The following is a 17,498-nucleotide window of genomic DNA, read 5'->3' on the forward strand; positions in this document are numbered from 1 at the left end:
GCTCCCACAGGTGTTAGTCAGTATACGTCCCGGCGATAGCGGCCCTGTTCGATCAATCGCTCCACGGCGTCACTACCGAGGATGTCCACTAACGCCTGGTCTACTCCAGCCGCCATCCCTTGCAGGCTCCCGCACACATAAATCGCCGCGCCTTCGCCCAGCCATTTACGCAGTACTTCGGCCGATTCGCGCAGGCGATCCTGCACATAGATCTTTTCCTCCTGGTCGCGGGAAAACGCCAGGTCCAGCAGCGCCAGATCGCCGCTGGCCAGCCAGCCTTGCAGCTCGTCCTGGCAGAGGAAGTCGTGGGCGATATTGCGTTCGCCGAACAGCAGCCAGTTGCGCTGCTGGCCATCGGCAATTCGCGCCTTGAGCAGGCTGCGCAGGCCGGCAATGCCGGTGCCATTGCCCAGCAGGATCATTGGCACCGGCGCGTCGGGCAGGTGGAAACCGCTGTTGCGGCGCAGGCGCAGGCTGATGGCCGAACCGATGGCCGCGTGTTCGGTGAGCCAACCGGAACCCAGGCCGAGGCTGCCGTCCGGGTGGCGCTCCTGGCGCACGATCAGCTCCAGCACGCCATCGCTGGCAATCGAGGCGATGGAGTATTCGCGCATGCCCAAGGGCACCAGAGCATCCACCAGCGCCTGCGCGTGCAGGCCCACCAGGTGAGCGCGATGGGTCGGCAGCTGGCGCGTGGCCAGGGCCTGGTCGAGGGTCTGCGCCAGGCCGTCGATCACTACGCCCTGGGTGCCTGACAACCCCAGGCCTTCGAGGAAGTGCTCGATGGCCCACGGGCAGTTGCGTGGCAGCACTTCCACCAGGTCGCCGGCGTGCCAGGTGTGTGGGGACGGCGCAGTGAGGCCCAGCAGGTAGACGTCGGAACCGCTGCTGTTGGAATTGAGCAGGCGGCGTTGGGCCAGGGTCCAGTTTTCGTACTGGGCGGTGGGCCATGCGGCGGTCGGCGCCTGGCCGGTGAGCTGGCCCAGTTGTTGTTGCCAGTGGAGCAGGGCAGCGGTGTCGCCGCTGTCCACTTCCACCGGGGCGAACAAGGCGTTGCCGCCTTGATGGGTCAGCCAGAAATGCAGGCGGCGGGCAAAGCCACAGAAGTGTGCGTACTGGCGATCGCCCAGGGCCAGCACCGAATAGTTCAGGCCCTTGAGGGACAGGTCCTGGCCGAGCACGCTGCGCTCGAACCCCCGGGCGCTGTCGGGGGCTTCGCCATCACCGAAGGTGCTGACCACGAACAGTGCATTTTCTGACTGACGCAGGTCGTCCTGGCTGACGCTACCCAAGGCTTGCACCTTCACCGGCAAACCGGCGGCCTGCAACTGGCCGGCCGTTTGCCATGCCAGCTGTTCGGCAAAACCGCTCTGGCTGGCGAAGCCGATCAGCCACGCCGGGGCATCGCTGTGGTTGGCACCGAGGCCTTTGCGGGCGTCGCGCACCTGACGTTTTTTGCGGCGGCGGTCCAGGTACAGCAGCCAGCCGGTGATGAAGAACAGCGGCATCAGCACCGAGCTGACGGTGAGGAGAATGCGTCCGACCAGGCCGAAGTAACTGCCGGTGTGCAGTGCATAGACGCTGGTGAGCAGCTGCGAGCCGAGGGTTTTGCTGGCATACCGGTCGTGGGATTTGACCTCGCCGGTGGCTGGGTCCAGGTTGATCTGGTTCAGCGCACGGTCGTGGGGCGAGTTTTCCAGCAGGTAGTAGACGGTGGCCGGTTGCCCGGCGACGCCCGGCATGCGGATGTTATAGGCGCTCAAGCCTGGGCCGGCGTTGCTGTAGATGCTGCTCCAGATCGCGTCGTAGTTGGCCACCGGCGCCGCTCCCTCGGGCGCGGGGCCGCGCTTGCGAACGCGCTCGTTTTGCGGTGCGTCCGACAGCAGTTTGGTCAGGCCCTGGCTGTACCAGTCGTAGGACCAATACAAACCGGTCAATGCCGATAGCAGGTAGGCCAGCAGGCACCAGGTGCCGAATACCGAGTGCAGGTCCCAATTGAAGGCGCGACCCTTTTTGCGCCAGTCCACTGCCAGCCAGGCACGCCAGCTAGCCACTTGGCGCGGCCAGCGCAGGTACAGGCCGGAGAGGCAGAAGAACACCAGGATCAGCGTGCAGGCGCCGGTGATGTTGCGCCCGGTATCGCCCATCACCAGGAAACGGTGGAATTGCAGCAAGAAACCGAAGACGTCCTGGCCCACCACATCGCCCATGTAGTCGCCGGTGTAAGGATCGAAATAGCGCAATTGCCCACGGCGCTCGCCGGGCGGCGGGGTGAAGAACACACGGGCCGCGTTGCCGCTTTCGCTCTCTACGAACAGCATGGCCACGGCCTTGCCTTCGGTGGCTTCGAGCTTGCGCACCAGTTCGGCAGGCGGCAGTACGCCGGCTTCGCGTTTTTCCACGGTCAGCACGGTGGGGTTGAGCGCCCGCAGGATTTCATCCTGGAACGACACCGCCGCGCCGGTGATCCCCATCAAGGCCAGCACCAGCCCGGCGGTGATGCCGAAAAACCAGTGCAACTGGAACAGGGTTTTCTTCAACACGTCTGACCGCCTCGTCTATCTGGGTATGTAGGACACGGCGCGCATTATGCCGTGGGCTATCGAGAAATATTCTGTTTAACACGCAAAAGCCCCACGCATCCGATGCGTGGGGCTTGGGGCGATTATCGACTGCCTTAGAAGTGGAAGCTGGTGGACACCAACGCCGTGCGGCCCGCCGCCTGGTTGGCGAAGTGCGAGGCGTATGCCTTGTCGTAGTAGGTCTTGTCCGTCAGGTTCTGCACGTTCAGTTGCAGGTCGACGTTTTTGGTCAATTTGTAGCTGGCCATGGCGTCGTAGCGGGTGTAGGCCGGCACGTACACGGTGTTGGCCGCATCGCCGTAGACCTCGTCGACATAGAAGGCGCCGCCACCGATGGTCAGTTTCGGGGTCACGTCATAGGTGGTCCACAGGCTGAAGGAACGCTCCGGGGTATTGGGCATCTGGTTGCCTTTGTTGGAGCCGGTCTGGACGATCGCCTGACGGTTACCGTTTCTGCCGGGGTCGACCAGCTCGCTTTTAAGCAAGCTGTAGCCGGCGAACACTTGCCAGTGTTCGGTGATCTTGCCGCTGGCTGACAGCTCCATACCGTCGACGCGGGATTCGCCAGCGGTTTCGTAGGTGTTGTTGCTCACTAGGATACGCGTGTTTTTCTTCTCGGTACGGAACACGGCGGCGGTGAGGGAGAGGCGGTCATGGAACAGGTCCCACTTGGTCCCCAGCTCATAGTTGACGGTTTCTTCCGGCTGCAAGTCGCTGGTGTTGATGCCGGTGGGGATCGCATTGTTGTCGACGCCTTCACCCACCAGGCCGCCGGCTGGCGAAGCCGATGTGGCGTAGGAGGTGTAGATGCTGCCGTTTTCCAGCGGCTTCCACACCAGGCCCGCTTGCCAGTTGAAGAATTGGCTGTCGTCCTTGACCTTGGTACGCGCCCTGACCGTCTGGGTCGGGGCTGCGTTGATGTTGGCTTCGGTATCGAAAGTGTCGTAGCGCAGGCCGACGTTCAGCAGCCATTTAGGGTCCAGTTCGATGGTGTCGAACACATAGGCGGCGCGGCTGGTGGCCTTGGTATTGGTGCCCATGTAGTTGCGTGCCACGCTGCCGGTCCAGGCGTCGTCCGGGTTGGGGTTGCTCAACGACGTACACTGGCCGCCGCGACCACCACCGGCCACGGTGCAGGTCGGGTTGGTGTTCGGGGTGACGGTGTAGCCACTCACACGGGTTTCTTCACCGGTAAATTCCAGCCCGGTGGAGTAGCTGTGCTTGAAGCCCAGCGCCTGGAAGCTGCCGAACAGATCGGTCTGGTTGGTGGTGGTCGTGGTGGTGGAGACGCGGGTGTTGGCACGGCGCCACACTGTACCAAAGCGGCTGAGGTTGCGAGTGCTGTCATCCGGCTGGGTCAGTACATAATCCTGGCCTGTACTGCCATGGCGCAGGGTATTTTTCAGCGTCATGGTGTCGCTCAGGTCATGCTCGATGGAGAACGTGCTGATGTCGGCGCGGGTCTTGCGGAAATCACGGTCTTTGAGACCGTAGAAGTTGTTGCTGTCGCCGCCGTCGTTGGGCTTGTCGTTGCCGTGGACGGTGGCGGTCGCCGATGCGTAGCCGTAGGGAATGCCCGAGTCTGGCAGGTCGTTGCTTTCCATATGGTAGTAGCTGAGGTTGACACGGGTCGGTGTGCCCAGGCCAAAGGTCAGCGACGGCGCGACGCCCCAGCGGTCGTAATTCACGGCGTCGCGGCCGGCCACGTTCTGTTCGTGGCTCATCAGGTTCAGGCGGAAGGCGGCGCTGTCGAGGAATTGGCGGTTGACGTCGAGCACGTAACGGCGAGTCTGGTCCGAGCCGTAGGTGAAGCCGCCATTGGTGAAGTCCCGCGCTTGCGGGGTCTTGCTCACCAGGTTGAGGCTGCCACCGGCCGAGCCACGCCCGCCGAACGAGGAGTTCGGGCCTTTGCTGACCTCAATCGATTCGATGTCGAAGATCTCGCGGCTCTGGCCGCCGGTGTCGCGCACGCCGTCTAGGTAGGTGTCGCCCTGGGCGTCAAAACCACGGATGAACGGGCGATCGCCCTGGGGGTTGCCGCCTTCACCGGCACCGAAGGTAATGCCTGGCACGGTGCGCAGGGCATCCTGCAACGAGGTGGCGCCGGTGTCCTTGAGCACTTGCTGTGGCACGACGGTGACCGAGCGCGGCGTGTCCACCAGCGGCGCGGTGTACTTCTGCGACGAGGCCTTTTCCACCTGGTAGGACGTGCCGTCCTGTTCTTCACCGGTAATGCTGGTGGCCCCGAGTGCGATGCTGTTGCGCTCGCCTTTCTGCTCAGTGTCTTCGGCCGCTTGCGCCATGTGGGAGGCAGAGCCGGCGGTAAGCGCCACGCCGATGGCCGAAGCCAGCAGACGCGGTGAACTGGCAGGTGCTTTTATTGAATTGCGCGACATGAAAGTGTCCTTCCCCAAGGATGTGAGGCCGCGGAATATAGGGTGAACAAGTATTTCTATCAATTGCGATACATTGCTAATTGCACTGAATTTACATTCTTTACACTTTTTGCTTACGGTTTTTACGAAGTCATTCGTCTCCTGCGTTTTACAGCTCGGATAAGAATCAATACCATTCACGTCTTTGTGTTTTCAGGTATTGCCCATGCTGCTGCATATCCCCGGCCTGTTCTCTCGTGAGGAAGTGCAGCGCATCCGCCAAGCCCTGGAAAATGCCGACTGGGCCGACGGAAAAATGACCGCCGGGCATCAGTCCGCCAAGGCCAAGCACAACCTGCAATTGCCCGAAGGCCACCCGCTGGCCAAGGAAATCGGCGAGGCGATGCTGGAACGCTTGTGGAAAAACCCGCTGTTTATGTCAGCGGCGTTACCTCACAAGGTCTTCCCACCGTTGCTCAACTGCTACACCGCAGGCGGCAGTTTCGACTTTCACATCGACAATGCCGTGCGCCAGCCCAAGGGCAGCCACGAGCGCGTGCGCACCGACCTGTCGTCCACGCTGTTCTTCAGCGACCCGGACGAATACGAGGGCGGCGAGCTGGAGATTCAGGACACATTCGGCGTACAGCGGGTCAAGCTGCCGGCCGGAGACATGGTGCTGTATCCCGGGTCCAGCCTGCATAAAGTCAACGCCGTCACCCGGGGTGCGCGTTATGCCTCGTTCTTCTGGACCCAAAGCCTGGTCCGCGAAGACAGCCAGCGCACGTTGCTGTTCGAGATGGACGGCGCAATCCGGCAGTTGACGGCGGATGTGCCTGACCACCCGGCCCTGATCCAGCTCACCGGCACCTACCACAACTTGCTGCGCCGCTGGGTCGAGGTCTGACATGAGCTTTTTATTGCGCCGCGAAGAAGTGCTCAACGTCGAGCAACTGCAAGCCATGCTGGACGACTCCCCGGTGCGCGCCGCCCAGGCGATCCTCGTCGCGGCGAAGGAGGGTGTGGTGGACGCCCAAGCCCTGCTCGGGCAGATCCTGCTGGAAGGCCGTGGCATTGCGCAGGACGAGGCCCTGGCCTTGCGCTGGTTCCAGATTGCCGCCCAAGGCGGACACTCGATGGCGCGCAACATGGCCGGCCGTTGCCTGGAGCACGGCTGGGGCTGCGCGCCTGATGAAGCAGCCGCGGCGCGTGAATACCGCAAGGCTGCCGAGGCTGGTTTGGATTGGGCGCAATACAACTACGCCAACCTGCTGGCGACCGGACGCGGTGTGGCCGAAGACCAGCAACAAGCCCTGAGCCTGTACCGCCAGGCAGCGGAACAAGGCCATGCCAAGTCGATGAACCTGCTGGGGCGTTATCTGGAAGACGGTCGGTTCTGTGCGCAGGATCTGGAGGCGGCGGTGGACTGGTATCGGCGCTCGGCCGAAGGCGGAGATTTTCGCGGGCAGTTCAGCTATGCGGCGGTGCTGGCGGACAGCGGCCAGGTCGACGTGGCATTGGAATGGTTGCGCAAGGCGTTGGCGGGGGGGAATTTGAAGTTTCTGCGCACGGCGTACAAATCACTGTTGAGCGCCGCGCAGCCACAGATCCGATCCTTTGCGCAGCAGTTTGAATTACGGATTTTCAACTAAGCGATGAGCGATAGGGTGCTGCGGATGTTGACATAGCCAAAATCACTGTGATTAGAGCTGATTCAGTTTTAATCATGTGTTTCGCAATGCTGCGAAGAGAGGAATTAGGGGTGCTGATACCAAAGTCCTGACTGCTCACGTTCCTACGGCCCTGGCGCATAGAGTTGATCAGATGGCGGCGCGAATGCACGCACAGTCCAGTCACTGTCCCAAGCGCCTTTGAGTTTGCTGCGTAATCCGCGGATAGGCGAGCGAGTCGAAGAATTTGAGCCGCGCGACGTAAGACGGCTTTTAGTGGGGCACTACGAAATACGGTATGAGATTCAAGCATCCACGTTCTATATCTTGCGGTTGTGGCACGTCCGTGAAGATCGATGACTTTTGCCCATAAAAAACCCATGACATGTCATGGGTTTTTTATTCGCTGGCGTCTTACACGTAGAACGACTTCAGTGGCGGAAAGCCATTGAATTCAACCGCGCTGTAGCTGGTGGTGTACGCACCGGTGGACAACCAGTACAAACGATCACCAATCGCCAGGTTCAGCGGCAGGCCGTACTTGTAGTTTTCGTACATGATGTCGGCGCTGTCGCAGGTAGGGCCGGCGATGACCACTTCTTCCATCTCGCCTTTCTTCTCGGTCCAGATCGGGAACTTGATGGCTTCGTCCATGGTTTCGATCAGGCCGGAGAACTTGCCCACGTCCGTGTACACCCAACGCTCGACGGCGGTGCGGGATTTACGTGCCACCAGTACCACTTCGCTGACCAGGATGCCGGCGTTGGCGATCAACGAACGGCCTGGCTCCAGGATGATTTCCGGCAGGTCGTCACCGAAATCTTCCTTGAGGAAGCGGATGATTTCTTCCGCGTAGGTTTCCAGGCTGTTGGTGCGGGTGATGTAGTTGGCCGGGAAGCCACCGCCCATGTTGATCAGCTTCAGGTGGATGCCGTCTTCTTCTTTCAAGCGCTCGAAGATCACTTTGACCTTGGCGATGGCCGCGTCCCACACACTGATGTCGCGCTGTTGCGAGCCGACGTGGAACGAGATGCCGTAAGGGACCAGGCCCAGGTCGCGGGCCAGGATCAGCAGGTCCATGGCCATGTCGGTCTGGCAGCCGAATTTGCGCGACAGCGGCCAGTCAGCCGTGGTCGAGCCTTCGGTGAGGATACGTACATACACTTTCGAGCCCGGTGCGGCCTTGGCGATGTTGCGCAGGTCGGCCTCGGAGTCGGTGGAGAACAGGCGCACGCCCTTCTCGTAGAAGTAGCGGATGTCCTTGGATTTCTTGATGGTGTTGCCGTAGCTGATGCGGTCGGCGCTGACGCCACGGTCCATCACTTTGTCCAGCTCGTAGATCGAGGCGATATCGAAGCTCGAGCCTTTCTCTTTGAGCAGGTCGATGATCTCGACGGCCGGGTTGGCCTTGACGGCGTAATAAACCTTGGCGAATTCGAAACCGGCGCGCAGGTCATCGTAGGCCTGGCTGATCATTGCGGTGTCGATCACCACGAACGGGGTTTCTTGCTTGTCGGCGAACGCCTTCATTTTATCAAATGTGGCGCGCGCGAAATAATCTTCGACCTTGATCGACATGCTGGGAACTCCTACTGGCAAACTGAATTGATCAATGGGTGCAAATGAACGTCCTCCGTATCCCCACTTTGGTTCGCCTACTTCCCAAGGCATGTCGCCGAAAGCAAAAAGGCCACGGGAATAACCGCTCCCTTGGCCTGCTGTCTCGTCGTCAGTACTTGAGCCGGATGGATCGTTTCCAGCATGGACGTTCGGCGCGAACTTTAGGGCGTGAGGGGCTTGAGATCAACTAAAAATGTCGCGTTTTTGCACGCGTTCGTCGCGCGAACCCGTGCAGCTACTTATGTAACCGACAGGTGTGACGGAATGATGTTCCCCGGAGGGGGCAAATCGGTGGGAATTCCTGGCCCACCCTAGAGCCAAATGTGGGAGGGGGCTTGCCCCCGATTACAGTGTGTCAGTCAGCTTATCTGTAGCTGACACGCCGCTATCGGGGGCAAGCCCCCTCCCACATGTTTAACCGCGCGGTGTCAGATCAGGCCAGCGCCGTCTCGGCAGGCGAGACGATACTGGTCTTGCCCCCACGCGACTTGCCGGAACTCAGGTACTCGGCAATCGACTCCTGTGTCACCTCGCCGAGGAACACCCGCTCTGCATCCATCACCGGCAGCCACGAGCGGTTGAACTCGTACATGCGCGACAACAGGATGCGCAGATGCTCGTCATACGCCGCCGTGGCGTTGAACTCGCGCAGGTACTGGCCGCAGGTACCGGTCTGACGGTGCAGGTCGCGACGTCGTACATAACCCAGCGCTTTGTTCTCGGCACAGGTGACTACCACGTAGCGGCGGTCATGTTCGTCCATCAGCTCCAGCGCATCGGCCACCGGGGTTTCCGGGCTGACCGACGGGGCGTTGTCCGCCGCATCTTCGGCCTTCACCAGCAGCAAGCGCTTGAGGGTGCTGTCCTGGCCCACGAAGTTGCTGACGAACTCGTCGGCCGGGTGCGCGAGCAGGGTGTCCGGGTGATCGATCTGCAACAGCTTGCCGGCACGGAAGATCGCGATCTTGTCACCCAGCTTGATGGCTTCGTCGATGTCGTGGCTGACCATGATCACAGTCTTGTTCAGCGCGCGCTGCATCTCGAAGAATTCGTTCTGGATCATCTCGCGGTTGATCGGGTCGACGGCGCCGAACGGCTCGTCCATCAGCAGCAGTGGCGCATCGGCCGCCAGTGCACGGATCACCCCGATCCGCTGTTGCTGGCCGCCCGACAGCTCACGCGGGTAGCGATGCAGGTACTGCTTGGGCTCCAGCTTGATCATGCTCATCAGTTCGCGGGCACGGTCGTGGCATTTCTGCTTGTCCCAGCCGAGCAGTTTGGGCACCACCACGATGTTTTCCTCGATGGTCATGTTGGGGAACAGGCCGATCTGCTGGATCACATAACCGATGTTGCGACGCAGGGTCACTTCGTCGAGGTCGGTGGTGTCTTCGCCGTTGATCAGGATCTTGCCCGAGGTCGGCTTGATCAGGCGGTTGATCATTTTCAGCGTGGTGCTTTTGCCGCAACCCGATGGGCCGAGGAACACGCAAATTTCGCCTTCATTGACGGTCAGGCTTACATCGTTCACGGCGGTGACAGTCTTGCCGTTGCTTTGGAAGGTCTTGGACAGGTTTTGAAGTTCGATCATTTGAGCAATCCTTTTGGAGTCAGCGAGCGTTGCAGCCATTGCAGAAGCAGGTCGGCGAAGATGGCCAGGAGACTGACCAGCACGGCGCCGACGATCAGCATCGACATGTCGCTGCGGCTGATGGAAGCCAGAATAAGTACACCCAGGCCACCGGCGCCGATGGTGGCGGCGATGGTCATGACACCGATGTTCATCACCACGGCGGTGCGCACGCCGGCGAGGATCACCGGCACGGCGATGGGCAGCTCGACCATGCGCAGGCGCTGGCCGAAGGTCATGCCGATGCCTTTGGCGGCCTCGCGAATGCCCGGTTCCACGCCGGTGAGGGCCAGGTAGGTGTTACGCATGATCGGCAACAGGGAGTAGAGGAATACGGCGGTGATCGCCGGCATCGGTCCCAGGCCCTGGCCGAACTTGGAGTAGAACGGCAGCAGCAGGCCGAACAGGGCGATGGACGGCACGGTCAGCAACACCGTGGCGCTGGCCTGCAGTGGGCCGGCCAGGGTGGGAAACCGCGTCATCAGGATGCCCAGCGGCACGCCGATCAGGATCGCGAGGACCACGGCAATGCCCACCAGGGTGATGTGCTGCCAGGTCAGGTGCAGGACTTGTGCCCAATCAAGATGGGAAAAGGCGTTCAGGAATTCCATGTCTTCTCCTCTTATTGATTGATGGGATGTTGGCGCAGGAAATCGGCGGCAACAGCGGAAGGGCTTTCATGGTCGACGTCGACCCGCGCGTTCAGCTGGCGCATGGTTTCGTCGTCGAACAGGTCAGCCAGCGGCTTGAGCTCGGCGGCCAGCTGCGGGTGCTGGTCGAGGTACTGCTGGCGGATCACCGGGGCGGCGGTGTAGTCCGGGAAGTAATGCTTGTCATCTTCCAGCAGCTTCAACTTGAACGCGTTCAGGCGACCGTCGGTGGTATAGACCAGGCCGGCAAACACCTGGCCATTACGCAGCGCGGTGTAGACCAGGCCGGCGTCCATCTGGCGGGTGTTCTTGCGGGTCAGGTTCATGTCGTACAGCTTGACCATGCCGGCCAGGCCGTCGGAGCGGTTGGCGAACTCCGTGTCGAGGGCCACCAGGCGGTTTTCCTTGACGTCCTGTGCCATGGCTTTGGTCAGGTCGCTGATGCTGTTGATGTCGGGATGCTCGGCGGCAACCTTTTCTGGCAGTGCCAGGGCGTAGGTGTTGCTGAAGCGCGACGGGGAGAGCCAGACCAGGCCTTTTTTCGCATCGACTTCTTTCACCCGAGCGTAGGACTGTGCGCTGTCGAGTTTCTCGTCGATGTGGTTATAGGCCACCAGCGACACGCCGGTGTATTCCCAGATCAGGTCCAACTGCCCGCTCTCCTGGGCACTGCGCGCCAGGTTGCTGCCCAGGCCGCCGGTCACACGGGCGTCATAGCCCTTGGCGCGCAGGTACTGGGAGGTGATTTCGGCCAGCAGGGTCTGTTCGGTGAACACCCGGGCGCCGATGCGGATCACCGGTTTTTCAGCGGCTTGCGTCAGTCCCGCGAACAGCAGGACGCAGCTCAGTATCAATGTCAGCTTTTTCATGTGAATTCCTTTACCAAGCCTTAAGACGGACGCAACCCGCGTTCCAGCCAGAGGCGGCTGGCCATGGTCACCAGGCCGTCAAGCAGCAAGGCCAGCAACGCGGTGCACGCGGCGCCGAGCAGCAATTGCGGCTGGTTGTTCAGGGCGATGCCAGGGAAGATCAGGCTGCCGAGGCTGTTGGCGCCGATCAGGAACGCCAGCGGCGCGGTGCCGACGTTGATCGCCAGGGCCACGCGCACACCGCCGATGATGATCGGCACGGCGTTGGGCAATTCCACGCGAAACAGCACCTGGCGCGGCGTCATGCCGATGCCGGTGGCGGCTTCCTTGAGGGAACCCTGGACGTTTTTCAGGCCTTCGTAGGTGTTGCGCACGATGGGCAGGAGGGAGGCGAGGAACAGCGCGAAGATGGCCGGGCCGCTGCCGATGCCAAGGACGCCGAGGGCGATGGCCAGTACAGCCAGGGGAGGGACGGTGTTGCCGATGTTGAAGATCTGCATGAAGCGTTCTGCGCGCCCGACCATGTTCGGTCGGCTGAGCAGGATACCGGCGGGGATGCCCACAACGAGGGCCGCCAGCATGGAGACTAGAACGAGGATCAAATGTGCTTGCAGGTAAAACAACAAATCGTCGCGGTACAGTTCGATCGTGTTGATGCCGATCCAGTGGACCAGCAGGGCCAAGAGGGCGACGACAACCGCTCCTCCTATCAGCCCTTTGCCATAGCGAATAGCCACAGGCGGACTCCTTTTTTCTTTTGTCGGCGAACACATTTCCGAGCGGCAATGCCATTCCTGGCTGTCGGCGAATGAGTTCGCGAAAAGCAGCTCGTCCATACCGGCAACGCGGTATCAATCCGAGCCATGAGCGCAGCCTCGTCAGGCTAACTTGCTGATTTATCAGCCCCTGTTCCGAGTGCGGTAGCAGGGGAGTGGACGTCTCGACCTTTTAAAAGGTTCCACACTTGGCAGCATTTAGCCACCCCCAATCGGGTGAACGGTGGTCCGGCCCCCGGGGTTTGCGCTATACTCGCCGCCCTTTTTTGACTCACCTGCCAGGCGATTTCCCATGACCCACCAGGCCGCCGAAGTCGCGAAACGCCGCACTTTCGCCATTATTTCCCACCCCGATGCCGGTAAAACCACCATCACCGAGAAACTCTTGCTGATGGGCAAGGCAATCGCGGTGGCCGGCACGGTGAAATCCCGCAAATCCGACCGCCATGCCACCTCCGACTGGATGGAAATGGAAAAACAACGGGGTATTTCCATTACCACGTCGGTCATGCAGTTCCCGTATCGCGACCACATGGTCAACCTGCTCGACACCCCGGGCCACGAAGACTTCTCCGAAGATACCTATCGCACCCTGACCGCGGTGGACTCGGCGCTGATGGTCCTCGACGGCGGTAAAGGCGTCGAGCCACGTACCATCGCGCTGATGGACGTGTGCCGCCTGCGTGACACGCCCATCGTCAGCTTCATCAACAAACTCGACCGCGACATCCGCGACCCCATCGAGTTGCTGGATGAAATCGAAGCCGTCCTCAAGATCAAGGCCGCGCCGATCACCTGGCCGATCGGTTGCTACCGTGACTTCAAGGGCGTGTACCACCTGGCCGATGACTACATCATTGTCTACACCGCCGGCCACGGTCACGAGCGCACCGAAACCAAGATCATCGAGAAGCTCGATTCGGACGAAGCCCGCGCCCACCTGGGTGACGAGTACGACCGCTTCGTCGACCAGTTGGAATTGGTGCAGGGCGCCTGCCATGAGTTCAATCAGCAGGAATTCCTCGACGGCCAACTGACCCCGGTGTTCTTCGGTACTGCGTTGGGCAACTTCGGTGTCGACCACGTACTCGACGCCGTTGTCGATTGGGCGCCGCGCCCGCTGGCACGGGTGGCCAACGAGCGCACCGTGGAACCGGTGGAAGAGAAGTTCTCCGGCTTCGTGTTCAAGATCCAGGCGAACATGGACCCGAAACACCGCGACCGCATCGCCTTCATGCGCATCTGCTCCGGCAAATACGAAAAAGGCATGAAGATGCGCCATGTGCGTACCGGCAAGGACGTGCGCATCGGCGACGCCCTGACGTTCTTCTCCTCCGAGCGTGAACAGCTCGAAGAAGCCTACGCCGGCGACATCATCGGTTTGCACAACCACGGCACCATCCAGATCGGTGACACCTTCACCGAAGGCGAAGTGCTGGGTTTCACCGGCATCCCGCACTTCGCCCCGGAACTGTTCCGCCGCGTCCGCCTGCGCGACCCGCTGAAATCCAAGCAACTGCGCCAGGGCCTGCAGCAATTGGCAGAAGAGGGCGCCACCCAGGTGTTCTTCCCCGAGCGCAGCAACGACATCATCCTCGGCGCCGTCGGTGTGCTGCAGTTCGACGTGGTCGCGAGCCGCTTGAAAGAGGAATACAAGGTCGAGTGCTCGTATGAGCCGATCACCGTGTACTCCGCGCGCTGGATCGATTGCAGCGATAAGAAGAAGCTGGAAGAGTTCTCCAACAAGGCCGTGGAAAACCTGGCGGTCGACGGCGGTGGTCACCTGACCTACCTGGCACCGACGCGGGTGAATCTGGCGTTGATGGAAGAGCGCTGGCCGGATGTGAAATTCCGCGCGACGCGTGAACACCACTAAGGTCTGAGCGGTAGAGAGAAGGGCGAAGCTGTGATGGCTTCGCCCTTTTTTATGTCCAACACAGATCAAAACTGTGGGAGCTCCATACGTCGATGTATTGGCGAGAACCGTACATCAGGTCTAGTTTTTACCCAATCACTAAGAAGGAGGCTGCCGTGCGTAGTGTTCAACGCTTGATCCGCCTGATACTGCTCGCTGGCCTGGCGCTACCCACCGCCTCCGCCATGGCCGACGCCGGAACGCCCCAGTGGAAAGACACCGGCCCCGTCACCAAGAAAAAACAGCAGGAGGTCAACTCCGGTAGTTGGCAGCCCCAGGCCCAGCCTGCGCCGAAGGAAGACGCCGAAAACCCCTACAACGAAGGGGAAGACAGCGAAACTTACGATGACGGCGACAGTTAACGGCGCCCAAAAGAAAGCCCCTCCCTCCAGGCTGATGCGCAACCTGACGGGAGGGGCTGTAGAACGCTGTTTACTGTAGGAGCGAGCTTGCTCGCGAAAAACGTCAACGATAACGCGTGCATCCTGATCTAACGCGGCGTCCTTGCGTTCTTCGCGAGCAAGCTCGCTCCTACAGGGCGATCAGGCCACGAATTGCTCCGCGTAGTGGCACGCCACCTGGCGGTTATCCAACGCGCGCAACTGCGGCTCCTCGGTGCTGCACCGCGCCGTCGCATACGGGCAACGCTTGTGGAACGCACAGCCCGGCGGCGGGTTCAGCGGGTTGGGCAGTTCGCCGACGATCTTGATTTTCGGTTTGTTCGGGTCCGGGTGGATGGTCGGGGTGGCCGACAGCAACGCCTGGGTGTACGGGTGCAGGGGACGTGCGTAAATGTCTTCCTTGGGACCGACTTCCACCGGGCGGCCGAGGTACATCACCATCACGTCGTCGGCGACGTGTTGCACCACCGCGAGGTTGTGGGAGATGAACACGTAGGCGGTGTTGAATTCCTGCTGCAAGTCCATGAACAGGTTGAGCACCTGGGCCTGGATCGATACGTCGAGTGCCGAGGTCGGTTCATCCGCCACCAGCACTTTAGGTTGCAGCATCATCGCCCGGGCCAACGCGATCCGCTGGCGCTGGCCACCGGAGAACATGTGCGGGTAGCGCTGATAATGCTCAGGGCGCAGGCCCACTTGCTTCATCATCGCCTGCACTTTTTCGCGGCGTTCGGCGGCGGACAGGTTGGTGTTGATCAGCAGCGGCTCGCCCAGTTGATCACCAACTTTCTGCCGTGGATTCAACGAGGCGTATGGGCTCTGGAATACCATCTGCACGTCTTTGCGCAGTTGTTTGCGCTGGGCCTTGTCGGCGCCGGCGACTTCCTGGCCGGCGATTTTCAATGAGCCTGAAGACGGCTCTTCAATCAGCGTAAGCGCACGGGCCAGGGTGGATTTGCCGCAACCCGACTCGCCCACCACGGCTAGGGTCTTGCCGGCTTCCAGCTCGAAGGACACGCCATTCAGGGCGCGCACGGTGGCGTGACCCTTGAACAGGCCACGGGACACTTCGTAGTGACGGGTGAGGTCGCGGGCGGTAAGAACGACGGCCATTACGCCACCTCCTGGTTCAAGGGGTAGAAGCAGCGTGCAAGGCTGTTGGTTTTCGGATCGAGCCCTGGGCGTTGGGTGCGGCAGGTGTCCTGCACGTACGGGCAACGCGGCGACAGCAGGCAACCCTGTGGGCGGTCATAACGGCCCGGCACGATCCCCGGCAGCGTGGCCAGGCGCGTGGCGCCGAGGCTGTGCTCGGGAATTGCCTTGAGCAGCGCTTCGCTGTACGGGTGCGCCGGAATGTCGAACAGTTGCGGCACCTGGCCAACCTCAACGGCCTGGCCGGCGTACATCACGCACACGCGCTGGGCGGTTTCAGCCACGACGGCGAGGTCGTGAGTGATCAGCACCAGGCCCATGTTCTGCTCTTTTTGCAGGGCCAGCAGCAGCTCCATGATCTGGGCCTGGATGGTCACGTCCAATGCTGTGGTCGGCTCGTCCGCGATCAGCAGCTTTGGCTCGCCGGCAATCGCCATGGCGATGGCGACGCGTTGGCTCATACCGCCGGACAGTTGGTGCGGGTAGGCATCCATACGGCTGGCAGCGCCCGGAATTTCGACTTTTTCCAACAGCTCGATGGCACGCTTGCGCGCTTGTTTGCCTGACATCTTCAGGTGCAGGCGCAGCACTTCTTCAATCTGGAAACCCACGGTGTAGCTGGGGTTCAGCGCGGTCATCGGGTCCTGGAACACCATCGCCAGGTCTTTGCCGACGATCTGGCGGCGCTGGCGGTTGCTCAGCTTGAGCATGTCCTTGCCGTCGAAGGTCAGCGCGTCGGCGGTGACGATGCCGGGGTGCTCGATCAGGCCCATCAACGCCATCATGGTCACGGATTTACCCGAGCCCGACTCGCCAACGATGGCCAGGACTTCGCCTTTGTCGACCTTGAGGTCGAGGCCGTCGACCACTGGCACGGCGGTCTTGTCGCCGAAGCGAACGTTGAGATTCTTGATTTCTAACAGTGACATGGGAATCTCCTCAGGCGGCGTTCTTGAGTTTCGGGTCCAGCGCATCGCGCAGGCCGTCACCCATCAAGTTGATTGCCAGCACGCTGAGCAAAATGGTCAGACCCGGCAGGCTCACGACCCACCAGGCGCGTTCGATGTAGTCACGGGCCGAGGCCAGCATGGTGCCCCACTCCGGGGTTGGCGGTTGTACGCCAAGGCCGAGGAAGCCCAGGGCCGCGGCATCGAGGATCGCGGAAGAGAAGCTCAAGGTCGCTTGAACGATCAGCGGCGCCATGCAGTTGGGCAGCACGGTGATGAACATCAGGCGTGGCAGGCCGGCACCGGCGAGGCGGGCGGCAGTCACGTAGTCACGGTTCAGTTCGCCCATCACCGCAGCACGGGTCAGACGCACGTAGGACGGCAGCGAAACGATCGCGATGGCGATCACGGTGTTGATCAGGCCAGGGCCGAGGATTGCGACGATGGCCACGGCCAGCAGCAGCGAGGGCAGGGCCAGCATGATGTCCATCAGACGCATGATGGTCGGGCCGAGCAGACGCGGGAAGAACCCGGCGAACAGGCCCAGCAGGATGCCCGGGATCAGCGACATCACCACCGACGACAAGCCGATCAGCAGCGACAGGCGCGATCCCTGGATCAGGCGCGAGAGCAGGTCCCGGCCCAGTTCATCGGTGCCGAGCAGGAACTGGATCTGCCCACCTTCCAGCCAGGCTGGCGGGGTCAGCAGGAAGTCGCGGTATTGCTCGCTGGGGTTATGCGGTGCCACCCAAGGGGCGAAGATCGCGCAGAACACGATCAGCAACATGAACGCCAGGCCGGCAACCGCGCCTTTGTTCTTGGAGAAGGCTTGCCAGAATTCTTTGTACGGGGACGGATACAGCAGGCTTTGATCGACTGCTGACACGGGAGTAGGTGTGGTCATGGTCTTG

14 protein-coding genes and 1 pseudogene are annotated in these 17,498 nt (G+C 61.4%); 5 read left to right on the forward strand and 10 right to left on the reverse strand.

Going from position 1 to position 17,498, the window contains the following annotated elements:
* Nucleotides 1-17: 17 nt before the first annotated feature.
* On the reverse strand, nucleotides 18-2,543 hold the full coding sequence (locus CQ041_RS00135; RefSeq protein ID WP_105520940.1) for a sulfite reductase flavoprotein subunit alpha: 2,526 nt from the start codon (nucleotides 2,541-2,543) through the stop codon (nucleotides 18-20).
* A 134-nt stretch (nucleotides 2,544-2,677) separates the two neighbouring features.
* The gene (locus tag CQ041_RS00140; RefSeq protein ID WP_105520939.1) at nucleotides 2,678-4,978 is read right to left on the reverse strand and encodes a TonB-dependent siderophore receptor; all 2,301 of its coding nucleotides are present in this window, start codon (nucleotides 4,976-4,978) and stop codon (nucleotides 2,678-2,680) included.
* A 205-nt stretch (nucleotides 4,979-5,183) separates the two neighbouring features.
* Between CQ041_RS00140 and CQ041_RS00145 the strand changes: the two genes are divergently transcribed.
* The 3 genes and pseudogenes from CQ041_RS00145 to CQ041_RS00160 all read left to right on the forward strand — a co-directional run.
* On the forward strand, nucleotides 5,184-5,864 hold the full coding sequence (locus tag CQ041_RS00145; RefSeq protein WP_105520938.1) for a Fe2+-dependent dioxygenase: 681 nt from the start codon (nucleotides 5,184-5,186) through the stop codon (nucleotides 5,862-5,864).
* 1 nt (nucleotide 5,865) lies between these two features.
* Entirely contained in the window at nucleotides 5,866-6,609 is a 744-nt protein-coding gene (locus tag CQ041_RS00150) for a tetratricopeptide repeat protein (protein ID WP_105520937.1), read from the forward strand.
* Nucleotides 6,610-6,789: 180 nt separating this feature from the next.
* Nucleotides 6,790-6,987 (forward strand): annotated as a pseudogene (locus CQ041_RS00160) (type II toxin-antitoxin system RelE/ParE family toxin); the annotation flags it as partial.
* Nucleotides 6,988-7,041: 54 nt separating this feature from the next.
* On the opposite strand, the gene CQ041_RS00165 reads toward CQ041_RS00160, so the two are convergent.
* The 5 genes from CQ041_RS00165 to CQ041_RS00185 form a co-directional block, all read right to left on the reverse strand.
* The gene (locus tag CQ041_RS00165; protein ID WP_105520936.1) at nucleotides 7,042-8,205 is read right to left on the reverse strand and encodes a type III PLP-dependent enzyme; all 1,164 of its coding nucleotides are present in this window, start codon (nucleotides 8,203-8,205) and stop codon (nucleotides 7,042-7,044) included.
* A 475-nt stretch (nucleotides 8,206-8,680) separates the two neighbouring features.
* A complete protein-coding gene (locus CQ041_RS00170; protein ID WP_003171711.1) occupies nucleotides 8,681-9,838 on the reverse strand; it encodes a betaine/proline/choline family ABC transporter ATP-binding protein in 1,158 nt (385 codons plus the stop codon).
* Nucleotides 9,835-10,488 (reverse strand): ABC transporter permease, encoded by a 654-nt coding sequence (locus CQ041_RS00175; protein ID WP_105520935.1) that lies wholly within the window; start codon nucleotides 10,486-10,488, stop codon nucleotides 9,835-9,837. The genes CQ041_RS00170 and CQ041_RS00175 overlap by 4 nt, the downstream gene beginning before the upstream one ends.
* Nucleotides 10,489-10,499: 11 nt before the next feature.
* Complete coding sequence (locus CQ041_RS00180; RefSeq protein WP_105520934.1) at nucleotides 10,500-11,396, reverse strand: glycine betaine ABC transporter substrate-binding protein; 897 nt, start codon at nucleotides 11,394-11,396, stop codon at nucleotides 10,500-10,502.
* Nucleotides 11,397-11,416: 20 nt separating this feature from the next.
* On the reverse strand, nucleotides 11,417-12,133 hold the full coding sequence (locus CQ041_RS00185) for an ABC transporter permease (protein WP_025856261.1): 717 nt from the start codon (nucleotides 12,131-12,133) through the stop codon (nucleotides 11,417-11,419).
* A 331-nt stretch (nucleotides 12,134-12,464) separates the two neighbouring features.
* On the opposite strand from CQ041_RS00185, the gene CQ041_RS00190 reads away from it, so the two are divergent.
* Both CQ041_RS00190 and CQ041_RS00195 read left to right on the forward strand, forming a co-directional pair.
* Nucleotides 12,465-14,048 carry a peptide chain release factor 3 gene (locus tag CQ041_RS00190; RefSeq protein WP_105520933.1) on the forward strand — a complete coding sequence of 528 codons (1,584 nt, stop codon included), beginning with the start codon at nucleotides 12,465-12,467 and terminating at the stop codon, nucleotides 14,046-14,048.
* A 155-nt stretch (nucleotides 14,049-14,203) separates the two neighbouring features.
* Nucleotides 14,204-14,449 (forward strand): hypothetical protein, encoded by a 246-nt coding sequence (locus tag CQ041_RS00195; protein ID WP_105520932.1) that lies wholly within the window; start codon nucleotides 14,204-14,206, stop codon nucleotides 14,447-14,449.
* Between the two features lie 180 nt (nucleotides 14,450-14,629).
* Here CQ041_RS00195 and CQ041_RS00200 read toward each other — a convergent pair whose 3' ends face one another.
* From CQ041_RS00200 to CQ041_RS00210, 3 genes are read right to left on the reverse strand one after another with little or no spacing between them, the layout of a single operon-like run.
* Entirely contained in the window at nucleotides 14,630-15,601 is a 972-nt protein-coding gene (locus tag CQ041_RS00200; RefSeq protein ID WP_025856265.1) for a peptide ABC transporter ATP-binding protein, read from the reverse strand.
* Complete coding sequence (locus tag CQ041_RS00205; protein WP_105520931.1) at nucleotides 15,601-16,569, reverse strand: ABC transporter ATP-binding protein; 969 nt, start codon at nucleotides 16,567-16,569, stop codon at nucleotides 15,601-15,603. The genes CQ041_RS00200 and CQ041_RS00205 overlap by 1 nt, the downstream gene beginning before the upstream one ends.
* A 10-nt stretch (nucleotides 16,570-16,579) precedes the next feature.
* Nucleotides 16,580-17,491 (reverse strand): ABC transporter permease subunit, encoded by a 912-nt coding sequence (locus tag CQ041_RS00210; protein ID WP_105520930.1) that lies wholly within the window; start codon nucleotides 17,489-17,491, stop codon nucleotides 16,580-16,582.
* Nucleotides 17,492-17,498: the final 7 nt, after the last annotated feature.

It is taken from the genome of Pseudomonas sp. MYb60 (genome assembly GCF_002979555.1).
Taxonomy (GTDB): Bacteria; Pseudomonadota; Gammaproteobacteria; order Pseudomonadales; family Pseudomonadaceae; genus Aquipseudomonas.

Bases quoted from the DNA above. Each gene is read 5' to 3' on its own strand.
- CQ041_RS00140 (WP_105520939.1), bottom strand. From the start codon at position 4,978: ATGTCGCGCAATTCAATAAAAGCACCTGCCAGTTCACCGCGTCTGCTG.
- CQ041_RS00145 (WP_105520938.1), top strand. From the start codon at position 5,184: ATGCTGCTGCATATCCCCGGCCTGTTCTCTCGTGAGGAAGTGCAGCGC.
- CQ041_RS00150 (WP_105520937.1), top strand. From the start codon at position 5,866: ATGAGCTTTTTATTGCGCCGCGAAGAAGTGCTCAACGTCGAGCAACTG.
- CQ041_RS00165 (WP_105520936.1), bottom strand. From the start codon at position 8,205: ATGTCGATCAAGGTCGAAGATTATTTCGCGCGCGCCACATTTGATAAA.
- CQ041_RS00170 (WP_003171711.1), bottom strand. From the start codon at position 9,838: ATGATCGAACTTCAAAACCTGTCCAAGACCTTCCAAAGCAACGGCAAG.
- CQ041_RS00175 (WP_105520935.1), bottom strand. From the start codon at position 10,488: ATGGAATTCCTGAACGCCTTTTCCCATCTTGATTGGGCACAAGTCCTG.
- CQ041_RS00180 (WP_105520934.1), bottom strand. From the start codon at position 11,396: ATGAAAAAGCTGACATTGATACTGAGCTGCGTCCTGCTGTTCGCGGGA.
- CQ041_RS00190 (WP_105520933.1), top strand. From the start codon at position 12,465: ATGACCCACCAGGCCGCCGAAGTCGCGAAACGCCGCACTTTCGCCATT.
- CQ041_RS00200 (WP_025856265.1), bottom strand. From the start codon at position 15,601: ATGGCCGTCGTTCTTACCGCCCGCGACCTCACCCGTCACTACGAAGTG.
- CQ041_RS00205 (WP_105520931.1), bottom strand. From the start codon at position 16,569: ATGTCACTGTTAGAAATCAAGAATCTCAACGTTCGCTTCGGCGACAAG.
- CQ041_RS00210 (WP_105520930.1), bottom strand. From the start codon at position 17,491: ATGACCACACCTACTCCCGTGTCAGCAGTCGATCAAAGCCTGCTGTAT.